Below are 17,475 nucleotides of genomic sequence, written 5' to 3' on the forward strand. Positions count from 1 at the left end.
AAACGCTGTAACAACCCGTTACCGTGTTCTCCAGTCGTACATAGATGGTCTCGGTAAACGGAGTGGTATTCTGATAGGTTGCCGGGTTGGCAATAACGTTGGTTGCGCTATCGGCATCGGCAAAACTCATATAGTAACTCACCGCGTAATCTACGTTACCGCCGGTGATCTCTGTATCTTTTGTGGTCAAATCAAACTCCTCGATACCGTCGTTGGCATCAGGGTCCGTCTGGTCACACTGAACGTAGTTCGTGATTGGGGTTAGGATGGTTGGAAGGGGGTGAACAAGTAATTGTATCTCTTCAATAGTATAACAATCGGTAGTTGTACCATCTTCCACTACTCTCATATAAATCGTCTGTCCACCTGCTACTGTATTAGTAAACAAAGGCTGTGGCTGAGGAGTTAAGTTAGCCTCGGCATCTGCTTGGTTAAGGTGAATAGTAACCGTATATCCTGTTTGGTTATTTAATGCCTCGGCAATAGCCGGAGCCAAATCAAATTCGGCAACACCATCATTAGTAGCATCGTCACAAAGTTCAAGCGGAGTTACAGACATAAGTACCGGAGCTGCATTAATAGTAAATGGCACTGTACTACTACCTGCTATTAAACAGTTCTCAATATCTTCCTCTACACTATAAGTAATATCATAAGTACCCGGTGTACTGGCAAACAAATCTATCTCCCCTGTATCAGGATCTATTACCACCTCTGCAGGAGCACTAAAAGTCCCACCTGTGGTAAAATCAGTTCCTGTAGTTGGCGTCACTGTACCATCACTGGTACAAAGTGCTCCAGGAAGGGTAAAATCGGTAACCGGATCCTGTCCCGGGTTCACTGTAACTACCAAAGGATAGGCTGGTGTTTGACATCCGGCATCTGATTCCTGTAAAACATAATAGGTAACAGAACCTACAACCGAGGTATCTGGCGTTGGATTAGAGTACGGGGTACCGTTAAGGTAATACAACATAGTATAACCCGGTTCATCTACCGGAATATCTATAGGTACTGCCGTTTGTCCCTGACAATAGGTAATATCTGTAACTACAGGATCTAAAGGGTATGGTCCCGTATAAGAGACCTCTATCGTACTTGTACAGTATTCTGTAGTCCAGTCAAAGTAATAACTCCCCTGAACCGAAAATCCTGATACATCTACATTATTTGAAGTAGGATCTGAAAAAGTTACTGTTGAAGGGTTACTATCGTGAGCAGACCATGTACCTGTACCTGCCGCTTCTAAGCTAGCTACAAGCTCACCACAATCCATATAGAAAGGATTAGGCGAAATGATACCGTTATTAGCCGTAAAACTAATTGCATCTAAAAAGTTACCCACACTCGCGCCTCCTACACTGGAAACCGACTGCAGTATAAAACGTGTTACCGGCTGATTATCCGGCACAGTGTAAGTACCTGTATTATAACTCCAGGCCGTATTTCCCGTAGATACAGTTGTTACCGGAGTATATGGCCCTCCCGGAGGACCTGCTAATAACTGACAGGTGTCGGTACCCTGACGTCCGCGGTGTGCAAACCCATAATTAAATACTGTTGACTGCGGAGTATCATAATCCTGATAAACTCCAGAAACCACATTGGCATTAAGCTCTATAAACTGGTCACCACTATATGCCGGTACATTTTCATAGTTAGGCTGCTGCCAAAACTCCATTGTCTGATCTGAAGCGGTAGTACGCCATCCCTGTACCACATTATGATTTACAAATGTTGGAAAATTAGACCATGTAAGATTAGGAAGCTCAAAATCGTAGTTCACGGTTGTAATTAAACACTCTGTCTGGTTATTATTAGACGGTGGCGGTGGTGTAGTAACACAAACCAAAAAAGTATTGGTTAAACTGGGAGATGTGGTATTAAAGTAAATCTTTACTTTATAAGTATCTCCAATATTAAGCCCTGAGGCATTAAGTACGTTGTTTTGGCTACACGAAAGCATAGTCAGTCCTGTACAATCTCCTTCATACAAAACAATTACCATAGGCTGCGGTGTACCCGAAAAGTTGGATAAAGCAACGGTATGTGCAGTAGAAGTCGCCGTAAACTCATACCAAACATCGGCACCGTTTTGGGCCGTACATGTAGCACCGAGTACAGAAGCCGTAGCCTGGGCAAAAGTGGCTGTGGTTCCGGAGGCACAAATCTCAGTTGGGTTTACGGTTAGAGGTGTTGCTCCCGCACAATCATCATTTGCAGGGGGAAGCAACATTTCATTACTTGAAAGTGCATAGCCGAAATTACAGCCAAACACTAAAAGTAATAAGGCATAAAAAGTAAATTTAATTCTTCCCATTATGGTGATATTTAACAAGCTAGTCAGTAAAAAGTTGCCCAAATTAACAAATATTCAGGCTTAATTACACAAAAAAAAACAAATAAAATTAAACATCTTACATTATAATCAAAATGCATGATGTATTATTATCATTAAAACAATTATAACAGCATTTACCCTAATATCACAATATGTTAAAAAAATAAGGCTGCACAATTGCAGCCTTACTCTTATATATTATTAAGGTATATTACATGTATTAGTGACTACCTCCTTCGGTAATTGCCTGCTCTACGGTAAAGCCGAATCGTTGTGCTATCTGAGCAGAAACAGCATCAGCAGCATTTGATGTGTAATCCATATCCCAAAAACCATTTTCTCCACCAGTAAGGCTTTCTAACATTGCGTTTACTTCCTCGCCTGTAAAATAAGGAGAATTTGTAGCAGGATTATTAGTAAAGCGTAAACCGGCTATAAAACCATAAGCTTCAGATAGTGCGTGGAATGACTTAATAGTAGCAAGTTCATCTGTAGATAATAACTCTTTACCCTCATGTAAATAGTATACAGCTCTAACTGCACCTATAACCGAAAGATTTTGCTTAATTACCTTTATTTGCTCGTTACGTGTAGTATAGTCTTTATTAACGATAGCAGCTCTACCTTTAATGAAAGCATTTTTAATGTTATCTGTAATACCTTCAAAATAAGGATTACCATTTACAGTATTCATATAACTTTCCCAGTAGTATTTCTTTACAGAACCATCGGTATTTGTAGTCGTATAACCAAACACATAACCATAAGCTTCGTCCCACTTATGCTCCATAGTAGTATAGTTTGCACCATCTTCAAGCGTACCAGCATCATTAGCAAGTTTTGTTTCATCAAGCACAGTAGTACTTAGGTAATTGTTTAGCGCCTGATCCATAAAGCAAGCTCCCATTAAACCTTTTATAATAGCCTGATTGATTTCAAGTCCGTTACCGTTTACCAGTCTTTTACCTGCATCTACCGAACCGGCAACACCCGGAGCTCCTGTAGTTTCATACTGTGCTGCCACAGTACCCATTTCGGTAAAAAGGTTATCAAAAGTAGTTTTGATTTCATTAGCTTCTACTGTGTTAGCCGAAAAATAATCAGCCGAAGCAGCAGTTTTACTCCTTAGTTGCTTACCTGAATTATTAAGTTCATCATCTGCAAAAGGATTATTACTGTTTGAGAACATGTCTATAACCTTTTGAGCATCAAAGTCAGGATACCCTGCCTGATTTTTAGAATAAGCATCAAACTCAGCAAGCATTTTTATTCTTTGTGTCTGTCCTGAAAAATTAACGCTTGTTTCGCCGTTTCTCTCAAACTGATAAGTAGAAGGAACATCATACGAAAGTCCGTTAACACTATCATCATCACTTGAACATGAAACCAAAGAAGATACAGTAAACGTAGCCGCAGCTAAAATAGTAATAGCTTTAAAATTCATTTTAATATGGATTAATTGTTGTTTTAGTGGTCGCAAATATAAAACATTGTTACTTGCAGAATGAAATTATTTATAGTAAATCTAAATAAATTTACTATCAAAAAGCCCCAAAACACTAGGCCGATAAAACTAATCAACACAATGTTAACAACTTAAGTCAAATTAAAGCCAATAATAAATATTTACTTATTAAATATTTATTAATTTTGTAACTAAATCCCCCAAATAATGAAACATACTATTTTTACTTTCCTGGCTGGCTTAGTAGCCCTGCTGGGATGTTCCTGTGAACCACAGGAGAGTAATCAAATCACCACACAAAATGAGCTTACTTATGTAAGCCAGTCTGTACCAACCCAACTAAAAGGAGGTTATTACTCACACACCAGTATAAATACTACCGGCAAAGAAGAAGTTGTTATTGAACTGACTGCCGACAGGTTTTGGATTAAGGACATGTATGACCTGAACCTTAGCCAATACAAGGTATTTGTAAACGGAACCTGCTGGACCATTATTTATCTTTCTGACACACAAGAGATAAGAATTAGTGATTACATTAAAGAGGAAAACTTTGTACACATCACTTTATGGGAAAACGGACAGATTATTAACGACCTTGGCATTTATGACAAGGTGAAAAAAAAGGAACCACAGCCTTAACCGATAATCAGTACTTTGAGAAAGACTCCACAATTGTGGAGTCTTTTTTATTTAATAACAATTTAATCACGTTAATAATTCAATAATTAACTCAAAAATAACTATCAATCAAATAATTACTTATATTTGTAGCTTAATCCCACACCCCCACGTTTTATGAAATCTTGTTTTGTAGTAATCCTTTTAGGGATAGTTTCCCTACTAGGAACCTCGTGTGAACCACAGGAGGTTAACCAGGAGCCCACCCAACTCAGCCCCTACCATAGTACCTACACAGTACCTACTCAACTACAAGGCGAATACACAAAACATACAGGAGCCCCTAAAACGGGCAAAGAGGAGGTTGAAATAACAATCACCCCTAACCATGTTTCGGTTAAAGGTTTGTATGACCTCGACCTGAACAGTTACACCATTTTCGTAAACAGCGACTGTTGGTTAATTATTTACCTGAATGACTCATTTGAGATTAGGATAAGTGATTATATCAAAGAGCTCAACTTAATTGTTGTTACGCTATGGGAAAACGGAGTTCAAACTGCCGAGTTAGGCGTGTTTGACAAAACAACTGCTCAGTAAAAACAAAAACCCCGGCAATTACCGGGGTTTGTTTTTATAATCAAGATATATAATTCTAATAGTCAAAGAAATTAGATAACAATATCTGAGGACACAAAAACTAAACAAAACACTACTAACCAACTAATTAAACAAAAAAGGATAAATCCCCTTTTTGCACACGGTAATAAACCCCTTAATTATTTATGCTTAACTATACGTTAACAAAATATTCGTAGGTTTGCGGAACCTAATCAATTATTAACCCGCCCCCACTTAAATTAAAATTGTGTATGAAACAATTTTACCTTTTCATGGCCCTACTGCTGTGTTCATTCACATTATTGGCTACACCAAAAACCGCGGACTTATTTGATATCGATCCGCCGGTAGTTATCGGAACCTCAACACTATGTGGCTCCGGAGATGTTACACTATCAGCCTCATCTGTACCGGGTGCAGAAATTAACTGGTACGATGTAGAAACCGGGGGAACTCCTTTGGTAACAGGAGAAAGTTTTTCTGTCAATGGGCTTTCGACAACCACAACCTATTACGCCGAAGCGAGTCTTAACGGAGAAGTTTCAGACAGAACTGCATTTACTATTACGGTAAGCGAACCTCCCGTGGTTAATGATATTGATTTTGTAGACAATCAATGTTCCGGACTGGATATATTGTTTTCTGCAAACATCACTAACGGTACCGCTCCCTACACTTATTCGTGGGATTTTGGGGATGGAGAAACCTCAACCGAGACAACACCCTCCCATCCTTTTTACAGTATAGGCTGTAGCACTGAAGAATTTGAAGTAACACTTACTGTTACCGATGCAAACGGATGTACAGACACTTATAACACCACTGTTACGGTTAAACAAAAACCAGATGTTGCCATAGAGGATCAGGATGTTTTTGCTCCCTTTAGTAATTGTGATAACAGTCCGTCACAGGGTAACTCCAATTACACCATTACCATAAATAACATTTCGCAAAACACCTGTGCAAATAACTATTCCTTAGACTGGGGAGATGGTGAGACACAAACAAACCTTGATTTTACCGATTTTCCTTTAAGCCACACCTATACTCAGCTGGGCTCTTTTAACCTTGCTGTTACAGCATTTGGTTCAAACGGATGTAACAATACCCAAGTTTATGTGGTAGCCAACCAAAGTAACCCGGCAGGTAGTTTGGGTACGCTGGGATCTACAACAGGACTTTGTGCTCCGGCAGAAGTACCTTTCACTATAGGTAACTGGGAATTTAACTCTCCGGGGACGACGTATATACTTGACTTTGGCGACGGACAATCGGTTACATTAAACCACCCGCTAACAGAAACTACCATATACCATAGCTATGGAGCAACATCGTGTCCCAACACTAGTTTCACAGCAACACTTACTGTTACCAATGGTTGTGACAGCACTCCATATACAGCAGGTAACGTACAGGTAAGAATAAACCCTACAGCCCAGTTTGATGGTCCTGCAAGAGGATGTATTAACGAAAGTATATGTTTTGAAAACACAACACTACAAGGAACTTTTGGCTCCAGTTGTAACGAAATGACAGAGTACACATGGAATTTTGGGGATCCTTCATCCCCAAATAATATTATTACTGTAAACGCTACAGACCCTCCTGATCAATGCCATACTTTCTCGGCACCCGGGACCTATACCGTTTCACTTACAACAGGTAACCCGTGTGGCAACTCTACCTACACACAAACCATTTGTATTGAGAGTCCGCTTGCCCCTGATTTTGACTTAAACACAAACGAGGGATGTGCACCATTGGCGATAGCAACAACAAATACAACAGACGAAAGCAACTCCTGTGATGTAATATACAACTGGAGCGTAACATTTGCAGCAGCCGAATGTGATACCAATACTACTCCCGAATGGAGTTTCGCAAATGGTACAGATGCCGATTCAAAAGATGCTGCCTTTACATTTAACACCGCAGGAACATACACTATAAGACTTATAGCTACCAATATTTGTGGTGCTGAACAGATTACCAAAACAGTAACGGTAAGAAAACCGCCTACGGTGACTATAGACCCTATAGATCCATTATGTGGTGCTACCGAAGTAACCATTACACCTACTGCAACCATTACCGAATGTAATGGCGGAACTCCTACTTATTTATGGGATTTTCCGGGTGGCACACCTTCAACCTCTACTGATGCTGAGCCTAGCGTAACCTATACCACATCGGGCACACATACTTTTACTGTTGCTATTACTAACGATTGTGGCACGGTATCCGACTCACAATCTATAATCATTGGTCCTATCGTATTTGCCGAAGCAGGAGATGATGCAACTATTTGCGAAGGCGAATCAACCACTTTAGAAGGTATTGCCACAGGCGGATCAGGAATTGGATATACCTATAGTTGGGCTCCTGCAACAGGACTTACCAATGCAACAACTGCAACACCCGAAGCTGCTCCAGCAATAACCACTACCTATACTTTAACCATAACCGACTCTAACGGATGTACGGCAACAGACGAGGTTACCGTTTTTGTAAACCAAATAAATCAGGGTGCTATAGCCGCTACCCAAACTATTTGTAACGGAGGTGACCCTGTAGCCCTTACAGAAACCACAGTCGCAACAGCTGAAGGAACAATCACTTACCAATGGGAAATATCAACCACCAGTAACATAACCGGCTTTACCGATGTTGCAGGAGCTACAGATGCAACTTACGACCCTCCGGTTACCAATCAAAATACCTGGTACAGAAGAAGGGTTACAAGTACGCTAAACGGCGTGGAATGTAGCGCTACTACCAACTTTATAGCCATTACTGTTAACGATGTTTACGAAGGTGTTATTGAAGAAGATCAAACCATTTGTACAGGAGGCGTTCCTAATACCATTACTACTTCTACATTGGCGTCGGGCGTAGGAACATTAACCTACCAGTGGCAAAGCTCTGCAGATGATATAACCTATACTGATATTGCAGGAGCAACTGCCGAAACTTACACTCCCGGAGCACTTACAGCTACAACCTACTACAGGCGCATAGTTACGAGTACTTTTAACGGTGTTGCATGTCAGGCTACCAGTAACAGTATAATCATAACCGTATCACCAGACCCTGTAATTGACAGTGAGCCATTACCAACTCAGTCTCTTTGTCAAAATGCTACGGCTACAACTCTTGAAGTTACAGCATCGGGCGGTGTAGGGTCATATACTTATCAATGGTACAGCAATACCGCTAACGATAACACTTCGGGGACACCCGTAACAGGAGCCACAGCTTCAACATTTACTCCACCTACAGACGTTGCGGGCATGGTATACTACTACTGCGTGGTATCGCAAACCGGACTGGGATGTAGTGTTACTTCACAAACTGCCGAGGTAAATATTATAGCCGCTCCGGTTTTTAGTGAGCAACCACTTTCCAGCGATGTATGTTTAAACGGTACTCCTAATACACTTTCTGTAACCTATACAAACGGTACAGGAACACCGTCTTATCAGTGGTATTCCAACACTATTAACGACAACACAACAGGAACCGAAATTACAGGAGCTACAAGCTCTACCTATACACCTCCAACCGCAACAGAAGGCACAACTTATTACTACTGTGTGATTACCTTCCCTGTAGGAGGCTGTTCTCTAATAGCATCAGACACTGCTGAAGTAAATGTAAATGCCATACCGGTAATTACTGACCAACCAACTGAGACACAAAGCTTATGTGTAGGCGGTACTGCTTCCTACCTAAGTGTAGCTTATGATGGTGACGGAGGTAACACAAATTACCAATGGTACAGTAATACTACAGCTTCAAACTCCGGAGGTACATTAATTACAGGAGCGACTCAGGATACTTATACTCCTCCTGCTTTTACAGCCGAAGGAACTTATTACTATTATGTAACTGTTGATTTTGAAAACAACGGATGCGGTAACCTTACCAGTGAAGTTGCCGAAGTTATTGTAGTACCTGATCCGGTTGTTACACAACAACCATTAGTAACCCAGTCATTGTGCCAGAGTCCGTTTGCAGAAGATGTAACTGTAACTGCTACAGGCGGCGTAGGATTACTTTCGTACCAATGGTACAGCAACACAGCAAACAGTAATACAGGAGGTACCGAAATAGCCGGAGCAACAGCAAACACCTACTCCCCTCCTGCCGATACAGTAGGCACAGTTTATTACTATTGTATTATTACTGCAGAAGGATCGGGCTGTAGTGTAACAAGTGATACCACAGAGGTGATTGTAAATCCTTCTCCGATTATTAGCACGCAACCACAGTCCGAAGATCTTTGTTTCGGGCAACCAATATCAGAACTTAATGTTGACTACACCAATGGCACAGGCACACCTATCTACCAATGGTACAGCAATACGGTAAACGATACAACCTCAGGCATTCCAATTGCAGGAGCAACATCGGCAACATATCAGCCTACAGACACCAACCCGGGAACTTTATACTACTATTGTGAAATTACATTCCCAATAGAAGGCTGTTCGGTAATCTTATCAGAAACTGCTGCAATATCAATATATGCTCTACCATCGGTTAACGACATTAATACAGAAACCTGTAGCAACCAAACATTTACTGTTACCCCAACTGATGGTAACGGGAACAATGTTCCTGCAAACACTATGTACACATGGACAGCTCCGGCAGGTACTGGCTTTACAGGTGGTAGTGAACAAACTACTCCGCAACCGGAAATCAGCCAGACATTAATCAATACTACCAATGCAACGGTAACGGCTACCTATACGGTTACACCTGTTGTTAATAACTGTAATGGTGAAACATTCACGGTTACGGTTACCTTATACCCTGCTGCAACTATTGAAAATGGTGAACTACTTGTTTGTAGCGGAAATGACTTTAGTTATGACCCTGTAGCCAACGCGACTATACTTCCTGCAGGAACAGTATACCAATGGGATGCTCCTGTAGTTACAGGTGGTATTACCGGAGGCACATCCGGCAGCGGCGCATCATTGGTTACAGGTACACTTACTAACCCTACAGCAGCCAACCAGACAGCTACCTATACTGTTACCCCTGTATCTCCTGACGGAAACTGTACAGGAGAACCTTTTGAAGTGGTAGTTACGGTTAGTCCGGAATTTAGTGTATCATCTGATGTTTCAGACTATAACGGATTCCAGATAAGCACATCGGGAGCTACAGACGGTTGGATTAACCTTACCCCTACAGGAGGCTCGGGCAGTTACACTTATAACTGGACCGGCCCTGACGGATTTACTGCTGACACCCAAAATATTGAAAACTTAGGCGAAGGCACCTATACCGTTGTTATAAGTGATGGTTTATGTAACGATATAGAACTTACCATACAAATCAATGCACCGCTTCCGCTTACTATTGGTGAAGCCGATGCAAACCACGTGGATGTTAGTTGTTTTGGAGCCGCTACGGGTGTTATCGAAATAGAGATTACTCAGGTTTCCATTGCTCCTTTTGATTATGTACTGATGCTTGAAGACGGCACTGTAATTGAAACGGTTGAAGATACTTTTGCTGAAAATTATGTTTTTGACAATTTACCTGCGGGCAACTATACCGTGCAGGTTACCGATGCTAACGGTACTGTTAAAACACTTGAGGATATTATTATCACTCAGCCGGAATCGGGCGTAACAATTACACAAGCTGTTATTACCGATTTTAACGGATTTAGTATAAGTTGTTTTGGTAATCAGGATGCTGCTATAGACCTTACTGTTGAAGGTGGTTATCCGGGATACACCTATAGTTGGACCGGTCCTAACGGGTTTACTGCCGACACTCAGGATATTGCCAACCTGCAACCGGGTACGTATACCATAGTTATTAATGATACTACAGGAGCTTGTCCGTTAACGGAAAACTATATCATCACAGAACCGCAACCTATAACTTATACCGGTACAGTTTCAAACTATAACGGTTATGGTGTGAGCTGTTTTGGCGGAAATAACGGTTTTATAAACATATCTCCTACAGGAGGTACTTCTGATTATATTTATGCATGGACAGGGCCTAACGGGTTTACCTCAACCGAGCAAAATCTTACCGGATTGGTTGCAGGCACGTATGAACTTACACTAACCGACACCAATAACTGTACAGCCCTTAGCAGCACTTACACACTAACCGAACCGGAAGAAATTACGATCTCCGAAACTCATATGAATGTAATTTGTTTTGGCGATGCTACCGGAGGAATTGATGTAACTATAGCCGGAGGTGTACCGTTGCCTGCCGGAGATTATGAATACAGCTGGACAGGTCCTAACGGATTTACTTCTGCCAACGAAGACCCTACAGGTTTAACTGCGGGAGCTTACACGTTAACAGTAACCGATAATTCAGGTTGTAATGCTTCTATAACAGTTACAATAACCGAACAACCGGAAATAATAATCATACCTACAACAACCCCTATTACCTGTTATGGAGCAGATAACGCTTCGATTTCATTAGCCATATCAGGAGGTAATCCTCCTTATGTTGCAGAGTGGAGTAACCTTGCTACAGGTACGTTTCAGGATAATTTGGGTGCCGGCACGTATACCATTATCGTAACCGACGAAAGCAACTGTACTAAGAGTATTTCGGTAGTTATTGAAGAAGCCCCTGTATTTACAGTAAACCCTGAGTTTACTAACATATCCTGCCACGGAGCTAGCGATGGTAGTATAGCACTTAACCTTATAGGAGGTATTGCTCCGGTAACACTTACATGGAGTGATGGTTCTACAGCAGGTACTACACGAAACAATTTAGGTCCGGGTACGTATACCGCTACTATTACAGACAGTACACCTTGTGAAATCATCAGGACGTTTACTATAGTCGAACCGGCCGCATTAATACTGGATGCCAATATTACACATGCTACCGATTGTGATGATACCATGAGTGGTGCAATTGACCTGTTAGTGGCCGGAGGTACTCCTCCATACACCTACAACTGGTCTAACGGAACTACGGCAGAAGATTTATTGAATATTACATCGGGCAACTACTTTGTAGAGGTAACAGATGCTAACGGTTGTTCTAATTCGGCTACCTACTCCATTACACGACCTGATCCAATTACACTCACCGTATCAAACGATATTAATTTTAACTGTGATACTCATTTTGTAAGTCAGGTTAATGTAGCCCATGCCGAAGGCGGTGTTCCTCCTTTCCAGTACTCATGGACTACGGGAGATGTTAGCGGACAGTTTGACCAGTTTATGACCACCGACCAGAACGGCACCGTAATAGTTACTGCAACCGACTCTATGGGGTGTACCGCTACACAAACATTTGAGGTAGACACACAACAACTGGGCGAGGCTTTCTTCACGACAGAATCATATGCTTATACTACTTATCAGATATATTCAATAATGGACCCGGTAAGTTTCACTAATGAGTCGACCGGAGATTATACCGAAGTTTCATGGGATTTTGGAGACGGAAGTTTCTCTGACGAGATTGACCCTACCCACACCTACGTAAGAGAAGGTACATATACCGTTACCCTTACCGTAGTATACCCTTATGGATGTACAGATACTTACAGTATTATAATTAAAGTGACAAAAGGTTATGAGGTTATGATTCCTAATGCATTCACACCAAATGCCGATGGTGTTAACGATACATTTAGCGCAGTGTACAAAGGTTTCAAAAGTATTGAACTGAATGTTTATGACACCTGGGGTTCTCTTATTTATAGCGAAAAAGGCGAAGTGATAAGGGGCTGGAACGGTTATATTCAGGATATACCGTCTGAAAACGGAAACTATTATTACCGTATCAATGCCGAAACATTTTACGGCCAGTTTGTAAATTTTGAAGGACCTTTTGCATTAATTAAGTAGAAATGAAAAGAATAGTAATAATTATAATCACAATATTAGCATTTAATACAGGTTGGGCTCAGGATCCTATTTTTACCCAGTATTTTATGGTACCCCAAACAGTAAACCCGGGCTTTACAGGCTTTATGGAAACTACTTCCATAGGTGTAATGCACAGAACGCAATGGCCGGATGCCTCACTGAAAATAAACAGCGATTATGCTTTTTTAAACACATGGTCTGAAGAGATGAACAGTGGTTTTGGTGTAAACTTTTTAAGCCAGAGGGAGTCGTTCACAAACTATCAGTTATCACAGGTTAATGCATCCTATGCTTACAGGGTGCAGATATCAGACTATTGGTACTTCCACCCTGCCCTTGAGGTAGGCTTCGGTACAAAGTCATACGGTTTTCAAAACCTGGTATTGGAAGACCAGCTTAACCTTGGTACCGGTGTAATTGATGCTACCAGTATAGACCCACTTGCACTCAATGAAAAAATAACCTTTTTTGACATCGGTGCCGGAGTATTGTTTAATAATGAGGAATGCTGGTTTGGCGCCTCATTAAAGCACCTTAACAAACCAAATATATCATTTATGCAGGCTGGCAACTTACCTTTGGAGATGTTGTTCTCGCTTAATGCGGGCTACGAGTTTAAGCTTTCTAACTTTACCAATACATTCCTACCATATAATTCCAAATTATTGTTTACAGCCAATTATATGCAGCAGGCAAAGTATAACAGGTTTGACTTGGGAATGGGAATCATTTTTGAAAGGGTATTTGTAGGTGCCATAGCTGCTACAAATCCAGCAAAAAATAATGGTAACAGCAACCTGTTGACCTCTGTTAATCCTTATTTCGGATTAAAATACGAACATTTTAAGGTTGGATATTCTTACGACATACTAACTAACAATATGGGACGAACCGGAGGGATACATGAACTCTCGCTGATTTATCAGTTTAATTGGGAAAAACAATGTCAGGGTTGCCCTGATTATTATTAAAATAAAAAAGCCCCGCTACAGCGGGGCTTTTTTATTTTAAGCTGTTATTATGCTATAGATTGAAGTACACCTTTCCTGAATCAAGTTAGTGGTTAGACTAAAAATGAAAGAGGTAGGAAATTCCCACATCCTACCTCTCCAACCAAATAAGTTATAAACCAATACAATTGGTTAGTGCTAAACTGTATTAAAAGTAATCAGGAAAAAGAGATTTAGAAAACGGAAAACCATAAAAAAGGCAGGGAATCCCCTGCCTTTGCACCCAATTTAAAAAAGTTTACTTTGTAGTTAATTATTAACTTTACTAAATCTACTGTATTAAAATTAATTATAGATATTTTATTTAAAAATTAATTAAATTTTAAATAAAATATCAATTTTATATTTTCAAAGGCTACACTAACACTCTTTAAAGATATCATTAATAAAGTCATCAAATATATTTTATATTTTAGATGAAATGAAAACTCTAAAATAAATGAAAAAGCACCTTACCATTCTAGCCCTATTTTTATTGACAATTAATTCGTATTCTCAGATATGTTTCACTTTTGACACTGAAGGAAAATCTAATGAATTTGAATTCAAGTCGAAAGACCCTAATCTGGATACCAAAGATTTATTTGAAAATGCATTAGACTGGACAAATAAATATTACGTTATGCCACAACTTGTGGTAGACGAAAACAGATCTGACAGAATTATCACCATTAGTGGAGGTTTATACAAAACATTTGATATTGATGTATCAAACTATCAGCCAAATGAAAAAATATATAACTCAAACTATATTTTAACAATTAAATTTTATGACAGTAAATACACTGTAAAGTATGAGCACAAAAACTTTTCTGTAAATGACGAGACTATAAGTTTATCACTAACACATATTATTCAAAACCCTTCAGAGTATAATGAAAACTGGATAAAAAACTATGAGTATAGAGTAGAAAGACTCATTTACTCGTTAACACACTACATGGAAACAAGTGAACTGGTTTATAAATAGAAAGCTATACTCTTAAGGGTCATAAAACGCAAACCAACGTATAATGAAAAAACATCTTACCGTTATATTATTCCTTCTTACGACTTTAAATACATTTCCTCAGGAAAAGTTTTATTTACCTACGGACTGTGACTCAAAAACAATTGAATATAAATTACCCGGTAGAGATAAGGAAGAAGTATTTGAATGGTCACAACATTGCCTATAGTGAGCCAAGATTAGCAGTATATGAAGATTTACTAAATGAATGATAAGCTGAACATATTTTGTAACATTTAATAAAAAGTCCACACTAATTGTTTTATGATTAAAGACATAATATTTCAAATAAAATACACTTTTTCTCAAATAAAATTCAACCGAAAAAAAGAGTTAAACAAAAGATTAATAGAATCATTTGGAAATCTGAAAAATGACTCTTTTGACTTTGATTACATTGAAAAATACTTTAGAAATAAAGATAATTCAAAAGCATATCAAGTATTATCGGACAAAACTTGTAACGACTTGGATTTTGATGATTTGTTTGTGCTTCTTGACAGAACTCATTCAAAAGTTGGTCAACAATACCTATACAATCATCTTCGTACAATAAAAGTAAATGAAAAGCAAACCAAGCTAAACGAAGAAATAATAACTGAATTATCGGAAAATACTGAATTAAGAATTTCGGTTCAAAAAAGACTTGAAAAACTAAAACATAAAGATGCGCATTATATATCCACTTTATTTCAAGATGAGCATCTTAATCCACCAAAATGGTTTATTGCAATAAAACTATTGTCATTTGCCAGTTTAGTCTCACTGGTTTTATGCTTTTTCAACCCCATATTTTTTATTGTTCTATTAGGTGTTTTTTGTGTAAATTTTGTGCTTCATTATTGGAATAAAAATAATCTAGTCCAATATGTAGGTTCAATTCCACAGCTTTTAAAGCTTAATATTATTGCATCACATTTATTTACCAACTCATTATTTAAAAAATTAAATCCTGACTTACCAAAGTCTATTAATTTAATAAATGGAGTTAAAAACAGAATGTCATTTTTTTCACTTGAAGCCAAACTTCAAGGAGAATTTGAAATCATAGCCTGGTTTGTATTTGAGATTTTTAAAACAATGTTTCTGCTTGAGCCATTATTATTATTTGGTGTTTTAAAAAAACTAAACACAAAAAGAGGCGACATAGAAAACGTTTTTGAGTTTGTTGGACATATAGATATGCTAATTTCCATAGCATCTTTAAGAAAAGGACTTGAAACATTTTGTTTACCAATTATTAATGATGGAAATAAAATCATTGCTAAAGATATAAGCCATCCCTTAATTTTTAATTGTACAACTAATAGTATTGAAATAGGTGAAAAATCTATTCTTCTTACAGGTTCAAATATGTCTGGAAAAACTTCTTTTATTCGTGCAATTGGACTAAATGTAATAACTGGAATTACAATTAATACCTGTTTCGCTAAATCAATGACTTTTCCTTTATTGAAAGTGTTTTCGGCTATCCGAATAAGTGATGATTTGATGAATGACAAAAGTTACTATTTTGAAGAAGTTTTAACCATTAAGGAAATGCTGAAAGAAAGTCAAAATGGGAATAAAAACTTATTTCTACTAGATGAAATATTTAAAGGAACGAACACAGTAGAGCGCATTTCTTCTGCAAAATCAATTTTATCCGCTTTAACAAAGTATAACAATAAAATATTGGTTTCAACCCACGATATAGAATTAACCGATATGCTATCAGATGAATACGAATTATATCATTTTAGTGAAACAGTAAATGATAACAACATAGGTTTTGATTACAAACTGAAAGAAGGTAAACTAAAAAAAAGAAATGCAATTAGAATACTTGAAATAAATAATTATCCAAAAGAGGTTGTAGAAGAAGCAATCGAAATAGCTAAAGAATTAGATAAAACATATTTAGCAAAAAATACTACTGGCAAAACATAGTCTCAATTACGGCAGATTTGACTGCGTCCGACCGAATTCTATAATTTCTAATAATATTAAATAGAAATTGCCTCAAAATAGCTTAAAATGAATATAAAGTATATAGAAAAGAAAGGGAACCGAATTGTGTACCCATTGGAAATAAAAAAAGGCTTCACATATGTGAAGCCTTTTGCTTAGTAGCCTGCTGCGAACATGATTCGAACTTATTTATTGAAGATTTAGAGCGTTTAACTTGGATACAAGGCTCAAAATTATTTGGAAAAAAAATGACTTAAAATAAGAAGTTTAATGCTTTGAGGCTAATATTGAAAATCTTTATTTTCTATTTCAACTATTTGTCTAGTTTTTTGTTACAAGCCCAGCTATTTTAAATTCACTCCTTATATAATATCCTTTGTCATAGAGTGCCGTAAAGGTATTTGTTCCTAGAATGGTTTAGCTCTTTGTAACATCTATCCCACAGCCTTGGAGTCGTTTTTATTGGTAACTAAGTAGTCGAACGGAATATTGTTACGCACAATCAAATGTTTGCTATCGGGATCGGAGGTAGAAATTTGCGGTTAACCAGAAGCCTTCAACTGTGCATT

General features: G+C 38.6%; 7 protein-coding genes and 1 pseudogene. 6 read left to right on the plus strand and 2 right to left on the minus strand.

Features of this window, described 5'->3' with window-relative positions:
• Both Q763_RS16130 and Q763_RS16135 read right to left on the minus strand, forming a co-directional pair.
• Positions 1-2,320: pseudogene (locus tag Q763_RS16130) on the minus strand (hypothetical protein); the annotation flags it as partial.
• Positions 2,321-2,561: 241 nt separating this feature from the next.
• Positions 2,562-3,785, minus strand: a complete 1,224-nt coding sequence (locus Q763_RS16135; RefSeq protein WP_035136075.1) for a DUF4856 domain-containing protein — start codon at positions 3,783-3,785, stop codon at positions 2,562-2,564.
• Between the two features lie 228 nt (positions 3,786-4,013).
• Here Q763_RS16135 and Q763_RS16140 point away from each other — a divergent pair, with 228 nt between their 5' ends.
• The 6 genes from Q763_RS16140 (at position 4,014) to Q763_RS16165 (ending at position 16,885) form a co-directional block, all read left to right on the plus strand.
• The gene (locus Q763_RS16140; RefSeq protein ID WP_035136076.1) at positions 4,014-4,448 is read left to right on the plus strand and encodes a hypothetical protein; all 435 of its coding nucleotides are present in this window, start codon (positions 4,014-4,016) and stop codon (positions 4,446-4,448) included.
• A gap of 156 nt (positions 4,449-4,604) precedes the next feature.
• Entirely contained in the window at positions 4,605-5,027 is a 423-nt protein-coding gene (locus Q763_RS16145; protein ID WP_035136077.1) for a hypothetical protein, read from the plus strand.
• A gap of 272 nt (positions 5,028-5,299) precedes the next feature.
• Complete coding sequence (locus Q763_RS16150) at positions 5,300-12,916, plus strand: T9SS C-terminal target domain-containing protein (RefSeq protein WP_035136078.1); 7,617 nt, start codon at positions 5,300-5,302, stop codon at positions 12,914-12,916.
• Between the two features lie 2 nt (positions 12,917-12,918).
• Entirely contained in the window at positions 12,919-13,908 is a 990-nt protein-coding gene (locus Q763_RS16155) for a PorP/SprF family type IX secretion system membrane protein (RefSeq protein WP_035136079.1), read from the plus strand.
• Positions 13,909-14,386: 478 nt separating this feature from the next.
• The gene (locus tag Q763_RS16160; protein ID WP_035136080.1) at positions 14,387-14,917 is read left to right on the plus strand and encodes a DUF4468 domain-containing protein; all 531 of its coding nucleotides are present in this window, start codon (positions 14,387-14,389) and stop codon (positions 14,915-14,917) included.
• Positions 14,918-15,220: 303 nt separating this feature from the next.
• On the plus strand, positions 15,221-16,885 hold the full coding sequence (locus tag Q763_RS16165) for a MutS-related protein (protein WP_035136081.1): 1,665 nt from the start codon (positions 15,221-15,223) through the stop codon (positions 16,883-16,885).
• Positions 16,886-17,475 lie beyond the last annotated feature (590 nt).

The sequence above is a fragment of the Flavobacterium beibuense F44-8 genome, assembly GCF_000769915.1.
In the GTDB taxonomy this organism is placed as follows: Bacteria; Bacteroidota; Bacteroidia; order Flavobacteriales; family Flavobacteriaceae; genus Flavobacterium; species Flavobacterium beibuense.

Excerpts from the sequence above, each read along its gene's own strand:
- Q763_RS16135 (WP_035136075.1), bottom strand. The coding sequence starts at position 3,785 with ATGAATTTTAAAGCTATTACTATTTTAGCTGCGGCTACGTTTACTGTA.
- Q763_RS16140 (WP_035136076.1), top strand. The coding sequence starts at position 4,014 with ATGAAACATACTATTTTTACTTTCCTGGCTGGCTTAGTAGCCCTGCTG.
- Q763_RS16145 (WP_035136077.1), top strand. The coding sequence starts at position 4,605 with ATGAAATCTTGTTTTGTAGTAATCCTTTTAGGGATAGTTTCCCTACTA.
- Q763_RS16150 (WP_035136078.1), top strand. The coding sequence starts at position 5,300 with ATGAAACAATTTTACCTTTTCATGGCCCTACTGCTGTGTTCATTCACA.
- Q763_RS16155 (WP_035136079.1), top strand. The coding sequence starts at position 12,919 with ATGAAAAGAATAGTAATAATTATAATCACAATATTAGCATTTAATACA.
- Q763_RS16160 (WP_035136080.1), top strand. The coding sequence starts at position 14,387 with ATGAAAAAGCACCTTACCATTCTAGCCCTATTTTTATTGACAATTAAT.
- Q763_RS16165 (WP_035136081.1), top strand. The coding sequence starts at position 15,221 with ATGATTAAAGACATAATATTTCAAATAAAATACACTTTTTCTCAAATA.